Source organism: Streptomyces griseorubiginosus (genome assembly GCF_001514195.1).
GTDB lineage: Bacteria > Actinomycetota > Actinomycetes > Streptomycetales > Streptomycetaceae > Streptomyces > Streptomyces griseorubiginosus.
The window spans coordinates 136840-157118 of the sequence record NZ_KQ948737.1; the positions used below are offsets into that span (position 1 = coordinate 136840).

General features: G+C 69.2%; 16 protein-coding genes and 1 pseudogene. 8 read left to right on the forward strand and 9 right to left on the reverse strand.

Annotated features, from left to right (window positions below):
- The first annotated feature begins 323 nt into the window (after window positions 1-323).
- From AQJ54_RS19180 to AQJ54_RS19195, 4 genes are all read left to right on the forward strand, one after another.
- On the forward strand, window positions 324-680 hold the full coding sequence (locus AQJ54_RS19180) for an STAS domain-containing protein (RefSeq protein WP_062238894.1): 357 nt from the start codon (window positions 324-326) through the stop codon (window positions 678-680).
- A 173-nt stretch (window positions 681-853) separates the two neighbouring features.
- The gene (locus AQJ54_RS19185) at window positions 854-3292 is read left to right on the forward strand and encodes a SpoIIE family protein phosphatase (protein WP_062238896.1); all 2439 of its coding nucleotides are present in this window, start codon (window positions 854-856) and stop codon (window positions 3290-3292) included.
- Between the two features lie 19 nt (window positions 3293-3311).
- Window positions 3312-3734, forward strand: coding sequence for an STAS domain-containing protein (locus AQJ54_RS19190; protein WP_062238898.1), 423 nt, complete (start codon window positions 3312-3314; stop codon window positions 3732-3734).
- A gap of 87 nt (window positions 3735-3821) precedes the next feature.
- The gene (locus tag AQJ54_RS19195) at window positions 3822-4256 is read left to right on the forward strand and encodes a hypothetical protein (protein ID WP_062020701.1); all 435 of its coding nucleotides are present in this window, start codon (window positions 3822-3824) and stop codon (window positions 4254-4256) included.
- Window positions 4257-4260: 4 nt separating this feature from the next.
- Here AQJ54_RS19195 and AQJ54_RS43620 read toward each other — a convergent pair.
- Window positions 4261-5186 (reverse strand): IS5 family transposase gene (locus tag AQJ54_RS43620; protein ID WP_428843797.1). Its coding sequence is split into 2 segments (ribosomal slippage): window positions 4261-4820 and window positions 4820-5186, totalling 927 coding nucleotides; the frame shifts between segments, so codons are not numbered across the junction.
- 187 nt (window positions 5187-5373) lie between these two features.
- Window positions 5374-5865 (reverse strand): hemerythrin domain-containing protein, encoded by a 492-nt coding sequence (locus AQJ54_RS19210; RefSeq protein WP_062238900.1) that lies wholly within the window; start codon window positions 5863-5865, stop codon window positions 5374-5376.
- A gap of 393 nt (window positions 5866-6258) precedes the next feature.
- On the opposite strand from AQJ54_RS19210, the gene AQJ54_RS19215 reads away from it, so the two are divergent.
- A complete protein-coding gene (locus AQJ54_RS19215) occupies window positions 6259-7380 on the forward strand; it encodes an FAD-dependent oxidoreductase (RefSeq protein WP_062238902.1) in 1122 nt (373 codons plus the stop codon).
- A 256-nt stretch (window positions 7381-7636) separates the two neighbouring features.
- On the opposite strand, the gene AQJ54_RS19220 is transcribed toward AQJ54_RS19215, so the two are convergent.
- Together AQJ54_RS19220 and AQJ54_RS19225 are read right to left on the reverse strand one after the other, a co-directional pair.
- Entirely contained in the window at window positions 7637-9193 is a 1557-nt protein-coding gene (locus tag AQJ54_RS19220; RefSeq protein ID WP_062238904.1) for an alpha-L-arabinofuranosidase B, read from the reverse strand.
- A gap of 188 nt (window positions 9194-9381) precedes the next feature.
- Window positions 9382-10809: a glycoside hydrolase family 43 protein gene (locus AQJ54_RS19225; RefSeq protein ID WP_062238906.1), complete on the reverse strand. Its 1428-nt coding sequence runs from the start codon at window positions 10807-10809 to the stop codon at window positions 9382-9384.
- Window positions 10810-11479: 670 nt separating this feature from the next.
- Here AQJ54_RS19225 and AQJ54_RS19230 point away from each other — a divergent pair.
- Window positions 11480-13783, forward strand: coding sequence for a beta-L-arabinofuranosidase domain-containing protein (locus AQJ54_RS19230; protein ID WP_062238908.1), 2304 nt, complete (start codon window positions 11480-11482; stop codon window positions 13781-13783).
- A 343-nt stretch (window positions 13784-14126) separates the two neighbouring features.
- Entirely contained in the window at window positions 14127-14447 is a 321-nt protein-coding gene (locus AQJ54_RS19235) for a hypothetical protein (RefSeq protein ID WP_062238910.1), read from the forward strand.
- A gap of 34 nt (window positions 14448-14481) precedes the next feature.
- On the opposite strand, the pseudogene AQJ54_RS19240 reads toward AQJ54_RS19235, so the two are convergent.
- The 3 genes and pseudogenes from AQJ54_RS19240 to AQJ54_RS19250 all read right to left on the reverse strand — a co-directional run.
- Window positions 14482-14721: pseudogene (locus AQJ54_RS19240) on the reverse strand (VOC family protein); the annotation flags it as partial.
- Window positions 14722-14739: 18 nt separating this feature from the next.
- Complete coding sequence (locus AQJ54_RS19245; RefSeq protein ID WP_248845384.1) at window positions 14740-15033, reverse strand: hypothetical protein; 294 nt, start codon at window positions 15031-15033, stop codon at window positions 14740-14742.
- Window positions 15034-15090: 57 nt separating this feature from the next.
- Window positions 15091-17151, reverse strand: a complete 2061-nt coding sequence (locus AQJ54_RS19250; RefSeq protein WP_062238914.1) for a glycosyltransferase family 4 protein — start codon at window positions 17149-17151, stop codon at window positions 15091-15093.
- Between the two features lie 210 nt (window positions 17152-17361).
- Here AQJ54_RS19250 and AQJ54_RS19255 point away from each other — a divergent pair, with 210 nt between their 5' ends.
- Window positions 17362-18699: a glycosyltransferase gene (locus AQJ54_RS19255; RefSeq protein WP_062238916.1), complete on the forward strand. Its 1338-nt coding sequence runs from the start codon at window positions 17362-17364 to the stop codon at window positions 18697-18699.
- Window positions 18700-18713: 14 nt separating this feature from the next.
- Here AQJ54_RS19255 and AQJ54_RS19260 read toward each other — a convergent pair whose 3' ends face one another.
- Both AQJ54_RS19260 and AQJ54_RS19265 read right to left on the reverse strand, forming a co-directional pair.
- Window positions 18714-19502: a YqjF family protein gene (locus AQJ54_RS19260; RefSeq protein ID WP_062238918.1), complete on the reverse strand. Its 789-nt coding sequence runs from the start codon at window positions 19500-19502 to the stop codon at window positions 18714-18716.
- Between the two features lie 3 nt (window positions 19503-19505).
- Window positions 19506-20207, reverse strand: coding sequence for an SDR family NAD(P)-dependent oxidoreductase (locus tag AQJ54_RS19265; protein WP_062238920.1), 702 nt, complete (start codon window positions 20205-20207; stop codon window positions 19506-19508).
- Between the last annotated feature and the right edge of the window lie 72 nt (window positions 20208-20279).

Genomic DNA, 20279 nt, shown 5'->3' on the forward strand with positions numbered 1-20279 from the left:
CGCGAGAGCAGTGTGGCCGATCCACGTGCCGTGTCCTGGAGAAGGCCTCGTACCCCCCGAGAAGGCGGGCAAGCCGCCGGGCCGGGCTCGGCGTTTCCCATCCTGCACCGCAATCGTTCGCCCCGTGTCGAGACCGATCGGTTCGTAGGATGGGACGATCAGTCGGGGCATCAGCATGCGGAACGGTGCCGGGGCGGACTGACGACGACCACCTGCTGCACACTGTGGAGGGTGCCCTCGGCAGCGGGTCCGAAAGTCGGCGGCAACACGCCCCGTTCGCCCTGCCCCTGTCCGTAGCCTGCCTCACCCCGTCAGGAGAACCGGTGACCGAGCCCGATCTGACCGTCGACCAGCAGATCCATGAGGCCGGCCCCGTCCTGCTGAAGGTGACCGGCGAACTGGACCATCACACCGCGCCACGGCTCACCCAGGCGCTGGAAGACGTCCACCTCTCCCCTGGCACGGCCCTGGTGGTCGACCTCTGCGACCTCACCTACTGCGACTCCACCGGCATCACCGTGCTCGTCACCGCCTACCAACGTGCCGAGGCCGCCGGCTCCTCCTTCAGCCTGGCCGGACTCGGACGCGACCTCACCCGCATGTTCCAGACCGTCGGCCTCGACCAGGTGTTCGCCCTGCATCCCACCACCGACGCCGCCGTCGCAGCAGTGCGCCACTGACGGAGATGGTCCTCAAGGACCTGCACGGGCACTCCGCCCCGAACCCCTGCCCGGCCGGGGGTCGCGGACGGTGACGTCGCCGAAACGAACCGGCCAGGGGTCTAATCTGTGGAGTCCATGGTCCTTCCATCTGTCCATGGCCTTGCCGTCTGCGGGTATCGAGGTGCAACGCAGTGCAGGACACGCGGTTCGACCTGTCGGCCTTCGGTCTCAGTGAAGTGGCCCGGTGCGGTGTCCACTTGCGGGAGGCGGTCAGCGGTGCCTCGTCGGCGGACGCGGCGGCACAGGTCGTTGCCGAGTTCTTCCACGACAGCCTGGTGGACGGGCGGGGCGACCGGGCGTGCCCTGTGGTGGGCGTCTTCCTCTCCCGGCCGCAGGCCGCCCCTGCGGCGCAGGTGGTCGCGGGGCCGCGAGCTCGGCAAGAACGGCGTCTGTCCCTGGCCGGCCTCAGTGGCGCATACGCCCCCTGGCACGGCACGGAGGGTTCCGCTGCACTGGATCTGCCGGTGCCTTCGCCGGAGGCCGCCCGCCAAGCACCGCTTGCTTACCGGCTGTTGGACCGCCTGGGAGCCTGGGCGACCGCGGATCCGGACGGCGCCGTGCCACCCCTCAGCGGCGTAGACGTGGTGCACGTGTCGGACAGCCAGGAGGACGCGCCGGATGAAGCCCTCCGGGCGGAGGGCGTGCGTTCCCTGCTCGCCTTCGGCGGGACACTGTCGCCGGGCGAGTGGTTCGCGGTCGTGCTGTTCTGCCGGGTTGCGCTCGCCGCCGACGTCGTCGACCTCTTCTCCGCTGTCACCTCCAGTGCACGCCTGGCGCTGCTGTCAGGCGGCCGGCCACCGCCCGCCCTGGAGGCGGAGGCGGTGCGCACCTCGTTGGAGGACATGGAGAACCTGGTGGCACGACGGGCCGCTCACCTTCAGTCGACGGTGGCCCGGTTGAGTTCCGTCACGGCCGACCTGCGCCGCTCCCAGCAGGAACTGGAACAGCGGGAGAGGCAACTGCGCGACGAGGCGACGATCGTCGAACTGCTCCAGCAGGCCGGCAGCGCCCTGGCGGCGGAGCTGGACCTCGACACGCTGGTGCAGCACGCGGTGGACGCCGCCACCGGGCTGTCCGGAGCGGCGTTTGGCGCCTTCTTCTACAACGTCCTGGGCGAGACCGGAGAGTCGTACCTGCTCTATGTGCTCTCCGGTGTGGACCGGTCGGTCTTCGACAAGTTCCCCATGCCCCGCAACACCCAGGTCTTCGAGGAGACCTTCCGAGGCCTTGGTGTGATGAGGTCCGACGACATCACGGCCGATCCGCGCTACGGCCACAACTCGCCCCACCACGGCATGCCGGAGGGGCACCTGCCGGTACGCAGCTACCTGGCCGTACCGGTGACGTCCCGCGGGACGGTGCTCGGGGGCTTCTTCTTCGGCCATCCTGAGCGGGGCGTCTTCACGGAACGGCACGAACGCCTGGTCACCGGAGTCGCCGCTCAGACCGCTGTGGCCCTGCACAACGCGCAGACGTACCGGCAGGAGCGGGAAGCGGCCATGGAGTTGCAGCGTCATCTGCTGCCGACCCTGCCGCGCGTGGAGGGGATCGCCAGCACCTCGCGCTACCTGCCCGCCGCACGTGACCGCGGTGCCGGCGGGGACTGGGTGGATCTCATACCGCTGCCGGACGGTGAGGTGGCGCTGGTCGTCGGTGACGTGATGGGCAAGGGCGTCAGGGCGGCAGCGGTCATGGGCCAGATCCGTACGGCCTGCCGGGCCTACGCCCGGCTCGGTCTCGCACCTTCCGAGGTGCTGGAGCATCTGAGCGTCCTGGTCGACGACATCGCTCCCGGCTGCATCACCACCTGCGTCTACGCCGTCCTGGACCCGGCCGAGGACCGGCTGCGCGCAGCCGTCGCCGGGCACCTGCCGCCGGTTCTGCGTGATCCGCAGGGCCGTGTGCGCTTCCTGGACGAGCGGGTGGGCCCGCCGCTGGGGGTGGGGCGGCGCCGTTATCCGCAGCAGGAGATCCCGGTGCCACCCGGGTCGCGGCTGCTGTTGTACACCGACGGCCTGGTCGAGCGCCGCGGGCGTCCCATCGACGACGGGCTGCGGTCCCTGCGGGAGCTGCTGGCCGGTCCGGTCGGCGAGATCGAGGCCGACTGCGACTCCTGGCTGGACACCCTGGCCGACGGTCAGCACGACGACGACATCGCCATGCTGTACCTGCACCGGCCCGAGGACGCCTCGCAGCAGGTCTCTGCGGTCGTACGCGAGTACGCGCCGGTGTCCGGGGCGGTCCCGGACGCCCGTCAGCTGGTGTCGGAGGCCCTGCACGAGTGGAACCTTCAGCATCTGGTCAACGACATGATGCTGATCGCGGACGAGATGGTCGCCAACGCCGTCCGCCACGCCAGGACACCACTGCGTGTCGAGCTGCGGCGGGCCGGTGAACGCGTCGTCCTGGAGGTCACGGACAGCAGTACCGAGGAACCTCGTCTGATCGTCTCTCATCCCGGGGAGTTCGGGCACCGTGGCATATTCCTGGTGAACGCGATCGCGACACGATGGGGTACGCGCCGGATCGACGGAGGGAAAGTGGTGTGGGCGGAAGTCAAAGCCTCGTGATGCAGGAGAGCCACCCGAGATGACCCCGTCCACCGGCCCTGAGGGGTACACGTCCGCCCACGGCTCACCGTCGGCCGACGCCGGCAGCCTGCTTCCCACGGGCCCCACGCTGACCTTGGCCTCGCATCGCGGTCCACGACACGCCGTCGTCGCCGTGGAGGGACCCATCGACTACCACACCGCGCCCCAGCTCCTCGGGCACCTCACCACCAAGGAGATGCAGCACGTCCCCCTGCTGATCCTGGATCTGACCGGTGTGGATTTCTGTGACTCCAGCGCTCTGGGAGCCTTCGTCGACATCCACCGGCGCCGTTCGGACGCGGGGCGCCGTTTCGCGCTGACGGGTCTGCAGTCGGAGGTCAGGCGCATCCTGGAACTCACTCAGCTGACCTCGGTCCTGCCGGTGCACGCGACGGTCAAGGACGTGCTCTCCGAAGGCTGACTGCTTGGCCCTGTGGCCGCCAGGTGGTGGAGCAGCTGGGACTTGTCCGGTCGATCATGGTTGTGGACGGTCGGGCATGATGCCCAGGTGAGCATCATCGTGAAGTTCTTCGTGGCGCCGGACGACACGTCAGCGGGCATGGCCGTCCAGACCGGGCCGGGATGGGCATTCGAGTCGCTCTCCTTCGGCAACTTCGATCCCGAAGAGGCCGTGGTCGAGTGGGAATGCCTTCTGACCGGTGGCAGTTTCGAGGAACTCATCGCAGCTGGTGAGCCTCGCATCGTCGCTGGCCAGGACGATGACGGATGTGTCGTCTTCGCGATCTCGCCTCGTCTGTCCACTGCGCTTGCGGACGCCGAGCACTCCAGGTTGAGTGACGTCGCCGTCTCGTGGTCTCGATTGCGTGCGGAGGATGGCGAGGTCATCGACGCGGAGATCGCGGACGCGATCGTGGGCGATCTGGCTGCTCTCGTGAGCAATGCCCGGCGCCAAAACCAGAGCGTCTACTGCTGGGTCGCGTAGCAGTTCAAGTTCGGAGCCAGATCGCGACGGCCGCGACAGTGACGGTGCCGAGGAAGACGTAGCCGCGCTTGTCGTAGCGAGTGGCAACCGCCCGGAACTGCTTCAGGCGGTTGATCGCCCGTTCCTCGGTGTTGCGTTTCCTGTAGCGGTCCTCGTCGAAGCCGGGTGGCCGTCCACCGCGTGAGCCTCTGCGCTGGCGGGCGGCCTGGCCGTCGGTCTTCTCCGGGATCGTGTGGCGGATGCCCCGGCGCCGCAGATAGTTCCGGACGAGCCCATTGCTGTAAGCCCTGTCTGCGGCCAGGCTGTCGGGCTTCTTGCGGGGCCGTCCCGGCCCGAGTCGAGGGACGCGGATCTTCTCCAGGACCGGCTTGAACTGGGTGCAGTCGGCTCGCTGACCTGGAGTAACGATCAGAGACACTGGGCGGCAGCGGCCATCCGCGCTCAGGTGGAGCTTGCTGGTGAACCCATCGCGCGAGCGGCCCAGGCCTTCGCCTGCCGCACGACCTCCACCAGGCGGGCAACGAGCTCTTGCCACGGCGTCTCGGCCTGGTGTTCCATCCCTCCGGCCCCCTTTGATCTCGGGGCCGGAGGCGGGTCAGTGCGGGCGCCGGCCACATGCTGGTGGGCGCGGATGATGGTGGAGTCGACCGAGATGTCCCAGTCGATCTCGCCTGCAGCGTCGGCCGCGGCCTGCTGGAGCAGACGTTCCCATGTGCCGTCAGCCGACCACAGGCGGTGGCGTTCGTAGACGATCTTCCACGGTCCGAACCGTTCGGGCAGATCGCGCCACTGAACGCCGGTCCGCACCCGGTACAGAATCCCGTCGATCACCTGCCGGTGGTCCCGCCACCTGCCACAACACCCGTTGCTGACCGGCAGGAACGGCCGAAGCCCTTCGCACTCGGCGTCACTCAGATCACCCCGCCCCATGCCCACAGGAACGACTCAGGCACGCAGTGGTCACATGATCGGACGGACAAGTCCTAGGGCGTGCCGTCGGCTTCCCGCTACGCGTAAGAGCCGTAGACCATCTCGCAGGGCGGGAAGTCGTTCCGAAGGTGTCTGTGGGCCCCGGCGCGCTGGGCCCACAGACTTGTCCCGGACCGGGAGGCCGCCGTCAGGAGCCGACGATCTTGCGTACGTTGTCGATGGCACCGCAGTCTGCCTTGAGGTGACGCTCGCGCTCCTCGATGAACGCCTCGCCCAGTTCCTCGCGGCGCTCCATGGCCACGTTCTCGCGCGCCCCGTTCAGGATGGTGCGCTCCTCCTCGTCGGCGTGGTGCGTGACCGCCTGCACGAGTTCTTCCAGCTTCTCGTCCCACTCCTCGGAGCCGACCTCATCGACTTCCAGGAGTTCCAGGAGCGCCTTGTTGCCCTCCTCGTGCTCCTCCTCGCCGTGTTCCACCTCGTCGTCGTCAATCTTCTTGTAGCGCTTCAGGGCGGGATAGACCTTCGCCTCTTCCGCCAGAGCGTGCGCGATCAGCAGACCGGAGAATTCACGAAGGGCGGCAGCACGGTCGGCTTCGACGCTGCGCATCAGGCGAAAGAGATCCTCCATCCTCCGGTGGTCCTCGAGAATGAGTTCGACGACGTCTAGTGTCTGCGCCATGGCGTTAGGCATCACTTTCGTGCGGGGGACGTTGCAGGATCCCGGTACCCCGTCCCGCGCCGTTCAGCAGCACAATCTGCTGCGCGGGGTCAGCGGTGCAGTGCTTCGGTGAGCTGGGCGCATGCCGCACTCCAGGCCTGTCCAGTCCACGATGACCTTGGCCGGCGCGGTGCGTCGCAGCGTGAAGGGTCTCGGTCACCGTGATGCGAGTGCCGAGCTATAGTCATGAGGTCGCGAAAAACGATGTTCCGCAGTCCACACCCGCCGGACATCGCGCATACATCGATGCAGATGGTTCTGGTCGGTGAGCGTCTCCTTGCCGAGATCGGGCATCCCGTCCGCTTTCGGCGCTGACCATCGCCGGCGCCTGCCGGCGCACCACAGGAGCGCTGCATGCAGAAGACCATCGCCATTGTCGGAGCGGGACTGGGCGGCCTGACGCTCGCCCGGGTACTACAAGCTCACGGCGTCGCCGCGACGATCTACGAGGGTGAGGCGTCGGCCACGACCCGCACCCAGGGCGGCCTGCTCGACATCCACGAAGAGACCGGACAGGTCGCGGTTCGCGCGGCCGGTCTCCACGACGAGTTCCTCACGCTGGTCCGCCCGGGCGAGGACGCCAAGCGGGTCGTCGACCGCCACGGCACGATCCTGTACGACCTGCCCGCGGACCCCGGTTCGGCCCGTCCAGAGGTGGATCGTGGCGAGCTGCGGCGCCTGTTCATCGACTCACTGGAGCCCGGGACGATCAGGTGGGGTCACAAGCTCGCCTCGATCCGGCACCGTGTGGAGGACGGCTGCGTCCTCACCTTCGCGGACGGTTCCGCCACGCACGCCGACATCGTCATCGGCGCGGACGGTGCCTGGTCGAAGGTCCGTCCGCTGCTCACCCCCGCCCAGCCCGTCTACAGCGGAACCTGCTTCATCGAGATCGCCCTCGCCTCGGGCCGCCAGGACTGTCGGGCGAGCGTGGCCGCGATCGGCGGCGGCACGCTGATGGCGGTCGCGCCGGGCCAAGGCATCATCGCGCATCGCTGTGCCGACGGGCAGGTGCGCGGCTACGTGGCGCTGAACAAGCCCGAGGAGTGGATGAGGTCGATCGACTTCGGCGACCCGTCCGCGGGCCTGCGTCACCTCGCCGCCGAGTTCGATGGCTGGTCGCCGCTGCTCACCGCGTTCGTGACACACAGCGACGCGGAGCCCTGGCTCCGACCCATCTACGCCCTGCCCGTCGGGCTCACATGGGACAGGGTGCCCGGCGTGACGCTGGTCGGAGACGCCGCGCACCTGATGTCGCCCTTCGCCGGCGAGGGTGCGAACCTCGCCATGTACGACGGGGCGGACCTGGCTACCAAGCTGGTTGAACAACCAGACGTCGAGGTCGCGCTCACCGCCTACGAAGAGCAACTGTTCCTTCGTAGCAACGACTCCGCCGACCGATCGGCGCAGAACCTGAAGGACTTCTTCGGCCAGGAGGCACCGCAGAGCGTGGTGACTCTGTTCGATCGCTCCTGACACCTCGGTCCAGGCGCCCACGGGTGCTGGGTGAAGTAGGCCTGACGAACGGGGAGTTCGTCGTGGCGCTCGCGGGCCCGCTGCCGAGATCAGCACGCCGGTGGTGGACAGCGGGACGGCCGCGGCCATGCCGAGGAACAGTCGGCGCGATGGTCGGGGGGCGCTCATCTGGTGTCGCCAGGGCGAAGGAAGGTGCGGGCGGATGGACGACCCGTGGGGGCCCCGGCCCGGAGCCGCCCACGGGTTCGGTCCCTCGTCAGCTCCAGGGAGCCGCGGTGAGCCAGCTGGTGTCCTGGGCCCATGAGGTCGTGGAGTCCCAGGTGTTGGAGCCGCCGTTGCTCGCGATGTAGACCGTGTAGTTGTAGTGGCGGAGGTACTTCGTCGGGAAGTTGACGGACTGGAAGGAGGTGCCGACGCCGCTGTTGCCCGTGGTCGGGCAGAAGGTCGCGTCCTGGGCGAACGCGCTGCCGCCGTCGTCGAAGTTCAGGTTGAGCTGGTAGTTGTAGTGGCGCAGGAACTGGCCGGGCTTGTCGACCGACTCGAAGGACAGGCAGGAGGTGTTGGCCAGTCCGGCGCGGACGATCCAGGTGGCGTCGGCCTTGTCGGTGGCCGAGCTGCCGGCGGTGATGTTGGAGATGACGACCTTGGTGTCGGCGTCGTTGTGGCGCAGGTAGTGCGAGGTGCAGCAGGGCGAGGTGGTGGCCTGGAGAGAGATCCGGGAGCCGGGGGTGAGGGTTCCGGTGCTGGTGGAGCCGCTGCTGTAGCCGGCGGCGGTGATGTTGGCCTGTACGGCGTTCTCGGTGGCGTCCGAGGGGTAGCCCTGGGTCATGACGCCTTCGTAGAAGGTGCCTTGGGCCCACTTGCTGTTGTCACCTCCGATGCCGAGGATGATCGCGCCTTCCTTGTGCATCGGGTTGTAGCCGGAGGCGGTGGGGCGTATTCCGTTGTAGAAGGTGGACAGGCCGCCCGACTGGGCGTCGCCGCCACGCAGGGCCCACTGGTTCGCGCCGCCCTTGAGCATGGCGGTCAGGAATCGGTGGTCGACGCTGGGGTTGCCCGAGTTGAGTCCGCGGTTGACCCCGGAGAAGAGGCCGTTCTCCAGGTCGGCCATGACCCAGGGGCCGTTGCCGCTGCCCCAGCCCCAGCCCTTGTTGTTGCCGAAGTAGAGGGCCTCCATGTGGCCGTTGCCGGTGTCCAGGTTGTTGGTCTCGGCGTTGCCGTAGTCGAAACAGCAACCGCCGTTGAAGTGCTTGCCGTTGAAGATCGCGTACATGCCCTCGGGCTGGTCGCCGGTGGCGATGCCGTTGGTGTTGTTGTTGCGGTAGCCGGTGCCGGGGGCGATGTAGACGCCGTACGCCTTGTGTCCGCCGACGGTGACCGGAGCCTCGACGGCGTTGGCGAGGTTGTCGGGCCCGCCGGCGGCCCCGCCTCCGGGCGCCTGGGTGAGGTTGTTGTGCTTGGGCGACTGGTCGTAGATGACGGTGATGACGCAGCTGGTGTTCGCGCAGAAGGTGTCCTGCTGTGCGGCGTCGGCGTATCCGCCCGCGCTCAGCAGGCCGATGTCCTTCGTCGCGTTGTCGGAGGCGCGCTTGACCTGGTACAGCGGGCCGTTGTACGCCCCGTACAGGGCGCGGGTGGTGCTGTGCGCGGCGACGCACGGGGTGTTGCCCGTGGCGTAGATGTCGCACGGCCCCTGGGTGGCGGCCTGCGAGGGGGCGGCCGTGGCGGTGAGCAGGCCGCCGGCGAGGGCGGCGGTGGCTCCTGTTGCCAGCAGTGCGCGTCTGACGCGCCGTATCCACTGTTTCTTGATCATGAAGGACTCCTACGCAGAGTGGAGCGGGGAGATGAGCGGAATTCCCGGGCGCCGCAGGCACGGCGGCAGCCCGGCCCGGCCGCTGGGGCCGGGGGCCGGCCAAGGCGGCAGGCGCCGACGCCGGAGTTTGTGTTCGGGTCCGCTGGAGGAGCGGCGGACCCCGCGGAGCGGTCCGTGAGACGGCCGGATCAGTTCGTCACGCGGAAGGTGGCGTCGCCGCGGCCCAGAGTGGTGGTGATGGGGTCGAGGCGCAGCTGGTAGGCGTAGTGGCGGATGTAGTAGCCGGGGTGGTTGTACGACTCGAAGGACGACCAGGTCGGATCGGCGAGGCCGGCGACCTTGCGGAAGGTGGCGTCGGCGGCGAACTGGGCGGAGCCGTCGTTGCGGACGAGCTGGAAGTCGTAGTTCTGGTGGCGCAGGAACCAGCCGGGGTAGTTCACCGACTCGAAGGAGACGGTGCCGGTGCCCACCAGGCCGGGCCGTGGCCGGAACTGGGAGTCCTGGGCGGGGGTGACGTTCGCGTCGATGCGCACGTCGAAGTTGGTCTGGCGCACGTACCGGTCCTGGTAGTTGTACGACTGGAGTCGCTGCGCCGGGGTGTTGGGCCAGCGGGCGAGGACGCGGCTCTCCTCGGCGGAGGTGAGGGGCATGATCGCGCCGTGGCGCTTGGCGGTGCCGCCCATGTCGTAGTCGGCCGCCGGCTGGAGCTGGTAGGTGCTGACGTCGAACGGGTTGGTCGTCAGGATCGGCCGGTATTCGCGTACGCCCTGCGGGTTGTTGTAGTCGATGTAGAGGGCCCACTGATTGCTGTTCCGGAACTTCATCCAGACCGGGCCTTCGACCACGTTGCCGGTCAGGCCGATGCTGGAGAGGTTGCCGAGGTTGGTCCAGGTCCCGAGGATCGAGTTGCTGCCCTCGATGTTGTTCTTGCCGTCGCCGGAGGCCCTCAGGTAGCGGTAGGGGCCGGTACCTGCGGGCACCTCGGTCATCTGGGTGTCGACGACTGCGGTGGTGCCGGGTGGGTCGATCCAGATCTGCGGGGTGGTGATGGCGTGGAAGTCCGTGGTGCGGGCGGCGTAGATGCGGTACTTGTTGATGCCGTTCAACGTGGCGTTGGTCGCCCAGTACAGGACGTAGTCATGGGTCTCGGGGTTCCAGATCGCCTCCGGCGCCCACGCGTTCTTTCCGCCGGGGACCAGTGAGGCGGCGGGGAGCAGCCACGGGTCCGACCAGTTCACCAGGTCGGTCGACTCCCACACCACGAAGTTGGGGCTGCCGTCGGCGTACGTCGAGCCGCAGTTGATGCACAGGTCGGTGGCGATGATCCAGTACTTGCTGCCGTCCTGGGAGCGCACCAGTGCGGGGTCGCGCACGCCCTTAGTCCCGATCTTCGAATTGAGGACCGGCTGTCCGCCGTTGAGGTCGTTCCAGTGCAGGCCGTCCGCGCTGTGCGCGACGTACAGCTGCTGACCGGTCGCGGAGTCGCCGGTGAAGTGCACCATCAGGTACCCGGGGTCGGCTGCGGCCGCCCGCTGGGGCGTGCTCAGGGCTTGGCCCGTGAGCAGGAGGCAGACGGCGAGCACTATCACGGTCAGCCGGGCGCGGAGCACAGTCATCGGATCTCCTGTCTGGCGCGGATGCCACCGCCGGGCGAAAGGGGGAGCGCGATGGCCGGGGGAATGCGGTCTCGGAGAGGCGGGAGGGGACCCGGACACCGACGGACCCGGACACCGCCGGGGCCGGACGGGGATCCGAACGGCGGTGTCGCACCGCCGCGTCCAGCACTGTGTCGGCCCAGGTGGGGCGGTTGCGGCTCGGGCCAGGTGTCGGTCAGTCGTCTCAGCAACCGTGATGGCGTTTGAGGCGGGTGGCGCTTCGGCCGGAAGCCTTCATAGGCAACTCGCTTTCTCCTCAAGCAGGTTGGACGATATTTCGAACGCCGTTCGTGAAATCGGGCAGAGGCTAGATCCGCAGAAGAGAGCGCGTCAATACGTCCGACACATCCGATTTACCGAACGCACACGTGGGCGACCCGGCGCTCATCCGGCCCCCTGAAGTCGTCCCACGAGAGCGCCCCGTGCAGCCCGTTCGAGTTTCTGTGTCACAAGGCTGGACACAGGCAACGTCCATACTCGTTAATCCTCCAATATGTCAGCGAAGACCGCGTTCTATATTTCGAACAACGTTTGAGAAGTCGAACCATTTGAGCCAGCGCCCGAGCGTCAGACGTGCGAGCGGACACATCACAACTCCAAGCAGTCGCCCTGCCCTTCCGAAAGGACCGAGATGTCTCCCTCCGTCAGCAGACGTCGCCTCCTGCAACTGGCCGGGGTCGCCGCCGCCTCCTCTGCCACCGGGTCCGTCCTCGGCGCGTCTGCGGCCCAGGCGGCCATCGCCCCCGCGAGGACCGACATCGGAGTCCTGGCACACCCCTTCGAACTCGGCCAGGTCCGGCTCACCGCGAGCCGGTGGCTGGACAACCAGAACCGCACCCAGAACTACCTGCGGTTCATCGATGTCGACCGACTGCTGTACAACTTCCGCGCCACCCACAGGCTGTCCACCAACGGCGCGGCCGCGGGCGGCGGCTGGGACGCACCGAACTTCGGCTTCCGCACCCACATCCAGGGGCACTTCCTCACGGCATGGGCACAGTCGTACGCCGTGACCGGGGACACCACCTGCCGGGACAAGGCCACCTACATGGTCGCGGAACTGGCCAAGTGCCAGGCCAACAACAGCGCCGCGGGCTTCAACCCCGGGTACCTCTCCGGCTACCCCGAGTCCAACTTCACCGCTCTCGAGCAGGGAACCAGTGGCGAGGTCCTGTACTACACCCTCCACAAGACCCTCACCGGCCTGCTGGACGTATGGCGCCACATCGGCAGCACACAGGCCCGGGACGTACTGCTCGCCCTGGCCGGATGGGTCGACTGGCGCACCGGCAGGCTGACCACCCAGCAGATGCAGACCATGCTGCGCATCGAGTTCGGCGGCATGAACGCCGTGTTGACCGATCTCTACCAGCAGACGGGCGACGCACGGTGGCTCACCGTCGCCCAGCGCTTCGACCACGCCGCGGTGTTCGACCCCCTGGCGGCCAACCAGGACCAGTTCAACGGACTGCACGCCAACACCCAGGTGCCCAAGTGGATCGGGGCCGCCCGGGAGTACAAGGCCACCGGCACCACCCGCTACCGGGACATCGCCACCAACGCCTGGAACATCACCGTCAACGCGCACACCTACGCCATCGGCGGCAACAGCCAGGCGGAGCACTTCCGCGCCCCGAACGCCATCGCCGGCTATCTGACCAACGACACGTGCGAGAGCTGCAACACCATCAACATGCTCACCCTCACACGGGAGCTGTTCACGCTGGACCCGAACCGCGTGGCGCTGTTCGACTACTACGAGCGGGCGTGGCTGAATCAGATCATCGGCCAGCAGAACCCGGCTGACGACCACGGCCACGTCACCTACTTCACCCCCCTCAAGCCGGGAGGTCGGCGCGGTGTCGGCCCGGCGTTGGGCGGCGGCACCTGGAGCACCGACTACGGCACCTTCTGGTGCTGCCAGGGCACGGGCCTGGAGATGCACACCAAGCTGATGGACTCCATTTACTTCCGCAACGACACCACGCTGACCGTCAACATGTTCGTGCCGTCGGTACTCACCTGGACGGAGCGCGGTATCACCGTCACCCAGACGACGACCTACCCCGTCAGCGGCACGACGACCCTCCAGGTCACCGGCAGCGTCAGCGGAACGTGGGCGATGCGCATCCGTATACCGAGCTGGACCAGCGGGGCCGTCATCAGCGTCAACGGCGTCGCGCAGAGCGTCTCCACCACGCCCGGCACCTACGCCACCCTGAACCGCTCGTGGACCTCCGGCGACACGGTCACCGTCCGCCTGCCCATGCGGATCGGCATCCGACCGGCCAACGACAACGCGAACGTCGCCGCGATCACCTACGGCCCGGTGGTCCTCGCGGGCAACTACGGTGACTCCACGCTCAGTTCCCCGCCCGCGCTGACCACGTCCTCCATCAGACGGACCAGCAGCAGTTCACTCGCCTTCACCGCCACGTCTGGCGGCGCCACCGTCAACCTCGGCCCGTTCTACGACGCGCACGGCTTCAACTACACCGTCTACTGGAACACCACCGGCAACACCGTCCGTCTCGTCAACGCAAGCAGCGGTCTCCTGCTGGGCATCCAGAACATGTCCACTGCCAATGGCGGCCGCGCTCTGCAGTGGACGGACAACGGCACCGCCGACCACGAATGGGAAATGATCACGGACGGAAACGCGGTCCGCTTCCGCAACGCCAACAGCGGCAAGGTGCTCGGCGTCCTGAACATGGACACGGCGGACGGCGCGACGGTCCTGCAGTGGTCGGACAACGGCACCGCCGACCACAAATGGACCCTGCTCGACCAGGGCGACGGGACCTACAAGATCCGCAACGTGAACAGCGGCAAGTTGCTCGCCATCGCGGGCAGTTCGACCGCGGTCGGCGCGTTCGCGGTCCAGGACGCGGACGACGGCACCGCCGACAACCGCTGGCGCATCGTGCTGAGTTAGTGCGGTGACCGGCAGCCTTTGCCGGGTTGCTCGTTGTGGCGGGTGCCGTGACGACATTCGGCAAGGGCGGCCGGTATGGCATCACTGGTTGGAGTTGGCGGCTGACCGTGCGGGAAGGACAGAAGCTGCAGCGGGCCGTCCGGCAGGAAAGTGCCGAACGGCTCTCCCCCGCGCCCTTGGCGAGAACTGGGCGTATGGCATGTAGTCCTTCTGTCTTACGGATATCCCTTGTCGGTGCCACACTCCTCTGTGCACGGCTCTCCACCGCAAGCACACTCACGGCGTCCGGCCGGCCTGGCCGCTTCTGCGGCAACCGCCGCTCCTTACAGAGGACTTTCGCGCAATGACCCCTTCGGGCAGATCCGCACCCACCTGCCGTGCGCGCAGCCGCCACCGCACCGGTCGCGGCCGCCTCGCCCGTGCCGTCCGTTACGCGGGCCGGCTGCTGTGCTGGAGCCTCGGCACCGCCATGGCATCAGCCGCCACCGACCTCCTCCTCGCTCCCCACGCCCAGTGGTGGTCCTACGCCTGGCCCGTGCCCTGGATCCTGACCTGCGTCTCCGCCCTCACTTGGGCGGTGCTGCGAGCTTGTGAAAAGAACGCCGCCCACTCCAGCACCGACGTCGAAGACCCCCACCGGGACGAGTGGGAACACGCCGCGTGACGCCATGCGCGGCGGCCGGTTCGGATACGGTTTCTCAGTTTCGTCCGGGTGCCTTGATCGCGACGAGTTCGACTTCGAAGCCGTCGTCGTTCTCCAGGTAGGCGGCATAGTGCTGTGCGCCGCCGGCGTAGGGGTGCCGCTCGGGGAACATCAGATGCCAGCCGTGCTGAGCGGCGTCGGCCGTCAACTTCTCCACCGTGGCCGCGTCTTCGACGTGGAAGGCCAGGTGGTTCAGTCCGGGGCGGCGGCGGTCGTGCCGTTCGGCGGCCAAGGCGTTGAGTCCGAGACTTGGTCAGGTCCACCAACGCACGCGCGCGGTATCGCCTTCTATCCGGACGATGCATTCCTGGAACAGCGCCAGTGACGCTCCACGGTCTTCGGGGACCAATGTCAGTCCGAGGTCCATGATGGGCTTGATGACTTCCGCGGCCCGGGATCCGTCGGCGTCTGGACCGTGCAGGGCTTCCCAGTCTTCGAACCGCGTGCGAACGGCCTCCCATCCGGGACCGGGGGTGAAGCGACACAGGAACGTCGGCTGATCCGTTGCGTAGTGCTGGAGTTCTCCGACCCGGGTGTCGCCCTGCATGAGCCACCATCTGCCGCTCATCGCCGCCCCCTGCGTCCCTTCCGATGGCCCAGCTGTCTACCGTCGCTCCAACGCAACGTACTCGGCGGTGAGTTCGTTCGCCATGCGGGTTACCGAGAAGCGCTCGGCGACCAGGTTCTGGCCGGCGGTCGCGTAGCGGCGGCGGTCGTCGTCGCTGATGTGCGCCAGGCGCCGTAGGCCGCGCATGAGGCCGGTCGGGGTGGAGGTGTCCATCAGGATGCCGTTCACCCCGTCGCGCAGGTAGTGGGCCACTCCCCCGCGCTGGGGCCCTGCGGCGGGCAGGCCCGCTTCCATCGCCTCGAGTATCGCGATGCCGAACTCCTCCTTGGCGCTCGGGCACACGTACCAGCAGGGTGCCTCCTGCGGGCGGGCCGCCAGGGCTCGCTGGAGACGGCGTACGTCGGCGTTGGGCAGTGCAGGCAGCAGGGCGATACGGCGGGAGGCCTGGGGGACATCGGCGAGCAGGGTGTCGATGCGGCGGCGCATGTCGGTCTCGGCCTCGGTGGCGGTGTGCGGGCTGCCTCCGATGAGCACCAGGGTGCTGTTGCTGTAGCCCCCGGTTTCGAGCCAGGCGCCTACCAGGAGGTCCTGCTGTTTGACCGGGTGGAGTCGGCCGACGGACAGCAGGAGGGGGAGGTCGTAGTCCTCGGCGTCGAGGGCGTCTGGCCGGGTGCCGTCCTGGTAGAGGGCTGCGAGTGCGGCGCGCCGGCGCTCCTGCTCGTCGGGGGCGGCCCGGTAGGGGGCGATGCCCTCGGGCGGGGCGCTGGGCCCATTGCCCCCGGAGAGGTGTGCCAAGTGGGGGTAGTGGCGGACCAGTTCACGGGTCCCGCCGCGGCCCGGGATGCCGATGACCGTGTCCGCGCGCTCCACGAGACGGTCGGCCACGAACACCCGGTGCAGGTCGTGCCGCAACGCCTGGGCGGCCCGCGAGTCGCCGGGGTCGCTCGCGGCGTGGCGGTCGGCGAGTCCGCGGTGCGGGTCCGGGGTGGCGGTGAACACCGAGGCGGCGCCCAACTGTTCGGCGGCCTCGGCGAGTGCCAGGCTCGCGTCGTCGGCGTAGCGCACGTGCAGGACATCCAGCGGCCGCGGCATGCAGCCCAGCAGCCGCACCGCCCACCAGGTCAGCGCGGTTCGGTGCCGGTGTGTCTCTGTCGGCAGGGGTGAGCGGGGCGTGTCGACGGGAAGCCTCAACACCCAGTGCCCGGTGCGTCGTTCGAAAGCGAGCCTGCCGTCGGCCGCCAGGTCCTCGTGTCCGGCCGTCACGACCGTGATCACGCCGGCGATTCCCTCGGTCTCGGCGAGTTGGTCTCCGAGGCCGCCGAGCAGGACCGCCATTCCTCCACTGAGTCCCTGTCCCGGCGTGTCGAGGCCGCCCAGCAGCATGGTCTGGGCGACCACCCGGCCCTCTCGTTCGCCTTCTCGTGGCCCCAGTACGAGGGTCGGCGGGTTCAGCAGCAGTCGTTCGTAGGCGTCCGCGGCCGCGGAGGGGTCGGGCAAGTGGGCCGTGCCTCCGGGGAGTTGGTGCAGGTAACGCCATGCGGCGTGGCGTACGGCGCGATCGGCGTGGTGCGCCACGGGCGCGGCCTCGGCCGGAGTCAGGGGGGTGAGGCCGGTGGCCACGGCGAGGTCCAGGAGGTGACCGGTCGTGGGGGCGTCGGGCGATTCGGTGAGCGTCGCCCTCAGTGCCTCCTGCGCGTGGCGGCGGCCATGCAGGTGCACGGTCTGCGGCCACAGTTCGCTCAGCACCGCCCGCAGCCACGGGCCACCGTCACGGTGGGCGAGCAGGGCCTGCGGGGTCAGCGACACACCGAGGCGTGCGGCGCGCCGCAGGGCGGCCACGGCCGCGTCCTCCTGACGGACGCCGAGCCCGTCGCCGGACGGCACGGTGCGTGGCCGTACCCCGTACTCGGCCTCCAGCAGCCGGACCAGGTCGTCCTGGGGGCGGCCGGCGGCGTCCCGCTCGCCGGCGGGCCCGCTCCAGATGTTGAAAAAGGCGGTCCGTGCGGCTACCAGGGGGTCACGGTCCTGCGTGGCGACGGCAGCCCGTCGTGCCGTGCTCCGGGTCGCCCGGGTGGTGGCGAAGGCGGCGGCGGTCACGCGCTCTCCGATCTCAGAAACGGCTCTGACCTTGGTGGTTCCCGAAGCAGGGGGTGCGCGGATGCACCCCGTTGACGTGGTGATCGTCATGCCGTGCGCACGGCCCGTACGCGGCTACGATGCGCTGGCTGGGTCCGTCCGGACCGCGGGCGCAGGTCGTCCCCGGTCCGGACGGACCGTGGGCGCAGGACGTCTGGTCGAAGGGTTCGCATGCCGCGTGTCGTTGTCGTCAGTCCCCCGTTCCTGTCCCACGCGCAGCCCCTGGCGGTCCTGGCCGGTGCCCTGCGTGAGCGGGGCGCGGACGTCCACTTCGCGTGTGCGCCGGCGTTCGAGCACCTGGCGCGACGGGCCGGGACAGGTTTCGTACCGCTGTCCGTGACCCGCAACGCCAACACCGGGGTGGCCGAGGCGACCCGGCAGGACGCGCGGGAGGCGGAGCGGCTGCGGGAGTTCCTCGACGCGACCCGCGAGGGGGCCGTGGCCGCGCTGCTCGCCCAGGCCAGGCACCGGCGCGCCGACATGCTCGCGGACCCCGAGGCCGTACTGGAGGCGCTGCGCACGACGGATCGGCGGCTACGGCCGGACTGGTACGTCGTCGACCAGCTCAGCTACCCGGTCACCCTGGCCCTGCACTGCCTGGGCGTCCCCTACGCGACGTTCTGCCCCGGGCATCCCAGCTATGTGCTGTCGGGGCCCGACGCCTGGTTCGGTCTCCCCTACGCCTGGCCGGATGCCGTACGCCCCGATCCCGAGGCTCTGGAGGAGCTGTCCGGGGCCGTCCGGGCCAACGACGAGGCCTTCACCCGTCTGTTCGCGGCTTTCGCGCGTGAGCACGCGCCCTCCCGGCCCGCTCCGGGCAGGGCCTTCGCCCTGAGCTCCCCGCACGCCGTCGTGCACGCCTATCCGCAGCTGCCCTGGCTGCCGACGAGGCCGGATGGGCCCGTGCGGCTGTTCGCGGGGCACATGGCCGCACCGGCCGCGGCCCTGGACTCGCAGTGGGAGGCGCGGCTGAAGGGGCTGCGCGGTGCGGCCGCGCGGGTGGTTCTTGTCGCGCTCGGGACGTTCCTGTCCGCGCGCGACGACGTGCTGCGCACCGTGGTCGCCGGGGTGCTGGAGGGCCTTCGGGACACCGCCGTCGTGGTGGCGGCGGGTGAGCGCACCGGAGCCCTGGCCGATCTGGGGGGTGACCGGGTCGTGGTGGTCCCCTCGGTGCCGCAGCAGGCTCTGCTGGAGCACGTGGACGCCATGGTGCACCACGGCGGCGGCAACTCCTTCACCGAGTGCCTGCGGGCGGGCGTACCCGCACTGGTGCTGCCGTTCTCCAGCGACCAGTTCTCCATTGCTTACGACGCGCAGCGCTCGGGCGCGGGCCTGGTGCTCGACCCGAACACGTTGACGAGTGATGACGTGCCCACCGCTCTCCGGGCCCTGTGGGGAGACACAGGCCCGCGACCGACCGGGCTGACTCGCGCAGTACGGGGGCGCGGGCCAGGCTGGGCCGCCGAAGAACTCCTCGCCGTGATGGACCGGGGCTTGGCCGGGGCCTGACCCACGAGGAGCGCTCAGGAAGTCGGCAGACGCACCGGCGTGCCGAAGCGGACCGGGAGGCCTGGGGCGTACAGCACACTGACGGGCTCACCTTGCGGCTTCGGCAGTCCCGCTGCCGGGATCAGAGCGTCCTCCCAGTCCAAGAGGGTGCAGGCGCGGAAGGTCCAGGCAGGGTGCGCGTTGGGGAGGTAGTAGGTCCGTCCGCGGATGCGTTCGTGCAGCCCCCAACGGCACGTGAGGAACTCCTCCAGTGGTCCGGGAGTCACAGGCGAGTCCTCGACGTCCAGCCAGGCTCTTGCTCCGGGGTGGTCGGCGGTGCGGCGGGCGGTCGTGTACAGCAGGCGGTTGTCGAACCACCCGGTGCTGATGCGGGACCACTGGTAGGGCAGCCCGAATCCGGCGCGTGCCGTGAGGACCGGCAGGAGTCTGTCGCAGTCGAGTGAGCGGAACACCACCCCGCGCCGCCCCAGGGCGTCACGGCTGTAGAGGCGCACGTTGACCTCTCCGAACGAGCCCAGGTAGGGAACGGGCGGCAACCGGCCGAACGCCAGGTTCTCCATGCGGAAGAAGACCAACCCTACATACGTCCGCCCCTGGTGGAGGTCGGGCACGGTACCGGGCGGCAACAGCCCGGCCACCCGGAACGGATCCGCGGGCCAATGCAGAAACACCAGGTCACGCCAGTGCTGGCGGAACAGCACCCGCCGCAGTGGCCTGGGCGGCAGCGAGGTCACTGCCTCGGCCGGGCGGTGCGAGGGGGCACGGTGAGCCGGCGGGGTGGAGGCGGCGCGTCTTCTGGGCATGTCCTACCGGACCACTTCGAGCGGGGTGGTGGTGCCGGGCCGGATCAGGCGGGCACCGTCGGACAGGGCTGTGACGACCGCTTGCACCGCTTCCTCGACCGGCAGGCCCTGCGCCAGGTTCGGTGACTCGCCTTGTACGGCCCGGTGGGCGAAGTCCGTGTCCATGTGCGGGAGGTTGATCTCGAGCACGTTCACGCGACGGCGCCGCTGTTCGCGGCGGACCGCGGTGAGCCAGGCGGCCAGCGCGGCTTTGGCAGCGGCGTAGTCCGCCATCCGGGCCGGCGCCGCCTCGGCGACGACTCCCGTGACGGCGGCGAGGACTCCGCCCGCGTCGAGTCTTGGGGCGGCGGCCCGCAGGAAGGCCATGGGGGCAAGTGCGTTGACCGCGGTCAGGTGTTCGGCGACGGCGTCGCTCACGTCGGTGGCCGGGCCGAACGCGGCGACGCCGACGCACACCACGACGCCGTCCAGGCCGCCCAATTCGCTCGCTGCCCAGTCGACGGTCTGCGCGCAGGCGTCGAGGTCCCACGCGTCGAAGGTCCTGGCGGGCGCGCCTGCGCAGGACGCCGCGACCTTGGCGAGCCTATCGGCGTCGCGGCCTGCGAGGGCCGGACGGGCTCCGAGGGCGTACAGGCGGTTGACGAGCGCTTCGCCGATCTGGCCGGTGGCACCGGGGACCAGGATCCGAGCGCCCCGCATCTTCATGCCGTACCTCCAGTGACTCGCGTGACCGCAGTGACTCCGGCGACGACGGTGATCGTTTGCCTCGTGACTGCT

Excerpts from the sequence above, each read along its gene's own strand:
- AQJ54_RS19190 (WP_062238898.1), top strand. The coding sequence starts at position 3,312 with ATGACCCCGTCCACCGGCCCTGAGGGGTACACGTCCGCCCACGGCTCA.
- AQJ54_RS19210 (WP_062238900.1), bottom strand. The coding sequence starts at position 5,865 with ATGGCGCAGACACTAGACGTCGTCGAACTCATTCTCGAGGACCACCGG.
- AQJ54_RS19215 (WP_062238902.1), top strand. The coding sequence starts at position 6,259 with ATGCAGAAGACCATCGCCATTGTCGGAGCGGGACTGGGCGGCCTGACG.
- AQJ54_RS19220 (WP_062238904.1), bottom strand. The coding sequence starts at position 9,193 with ATGATCAAGAAACAGTGGATACGGCGCGTCAGACGCGCACTGCTGGCA.
- AQJ54_RS19225 (WP_062238906.1), bottom strand. The coding sequence starts at position 10,809 with ATGACTGTGCTCCGCGCCCGGCTGACCGTGATAGTGCTCGCCGTCTGC.
- AQJ54_RS19230 (WP_062238908.1), top strand. The coding sequence starts at position 11,480 with ATGTCTCCCTCCGTCAGCAGACGTCGCCTCCTGCAACTGGCCGGGGTC.
- AQJ54_RS19235 (WP_062238910.1), top strand. The coding sequence starts at position 14,127 with ATGACCCCTTCGGGCAGATCCGCACCCACCTGCCGTGCGCGCAGCCGC.
- AQJ54_RS19245 (WP_248845384.1), bottom strand. The coding sequence starts at position 15,033 with ATGCAGGGCGACACCCGGGTCGGAGAACTCCAGCACTACGCAACGGAT.
- AQJ54_RS19255 (WP_062238916.1), top strand. The coding sequence starts at position 17,362 with ATGCCGCGTGTCGTTGTCGTCAGTCCCCCGTTCCTGTCCCACGCGCAG.
- AQJ54_RS19260 (WP_062238918.1), bottom strand. The coding sequence starts at position 19,502 with ATGCCCAGAAGACGCGCCGCCTCCACCCCGCCGGCTCACCGTGCCCCC.
- AQJ54_RS19265 (WP_062238920.1), bottom strand. The coding sequence starts at position 20,207 with ATGAAGATGCGGGGCGCTCGGATCCTGGTCCCCGGTGCCACCGGCCAG.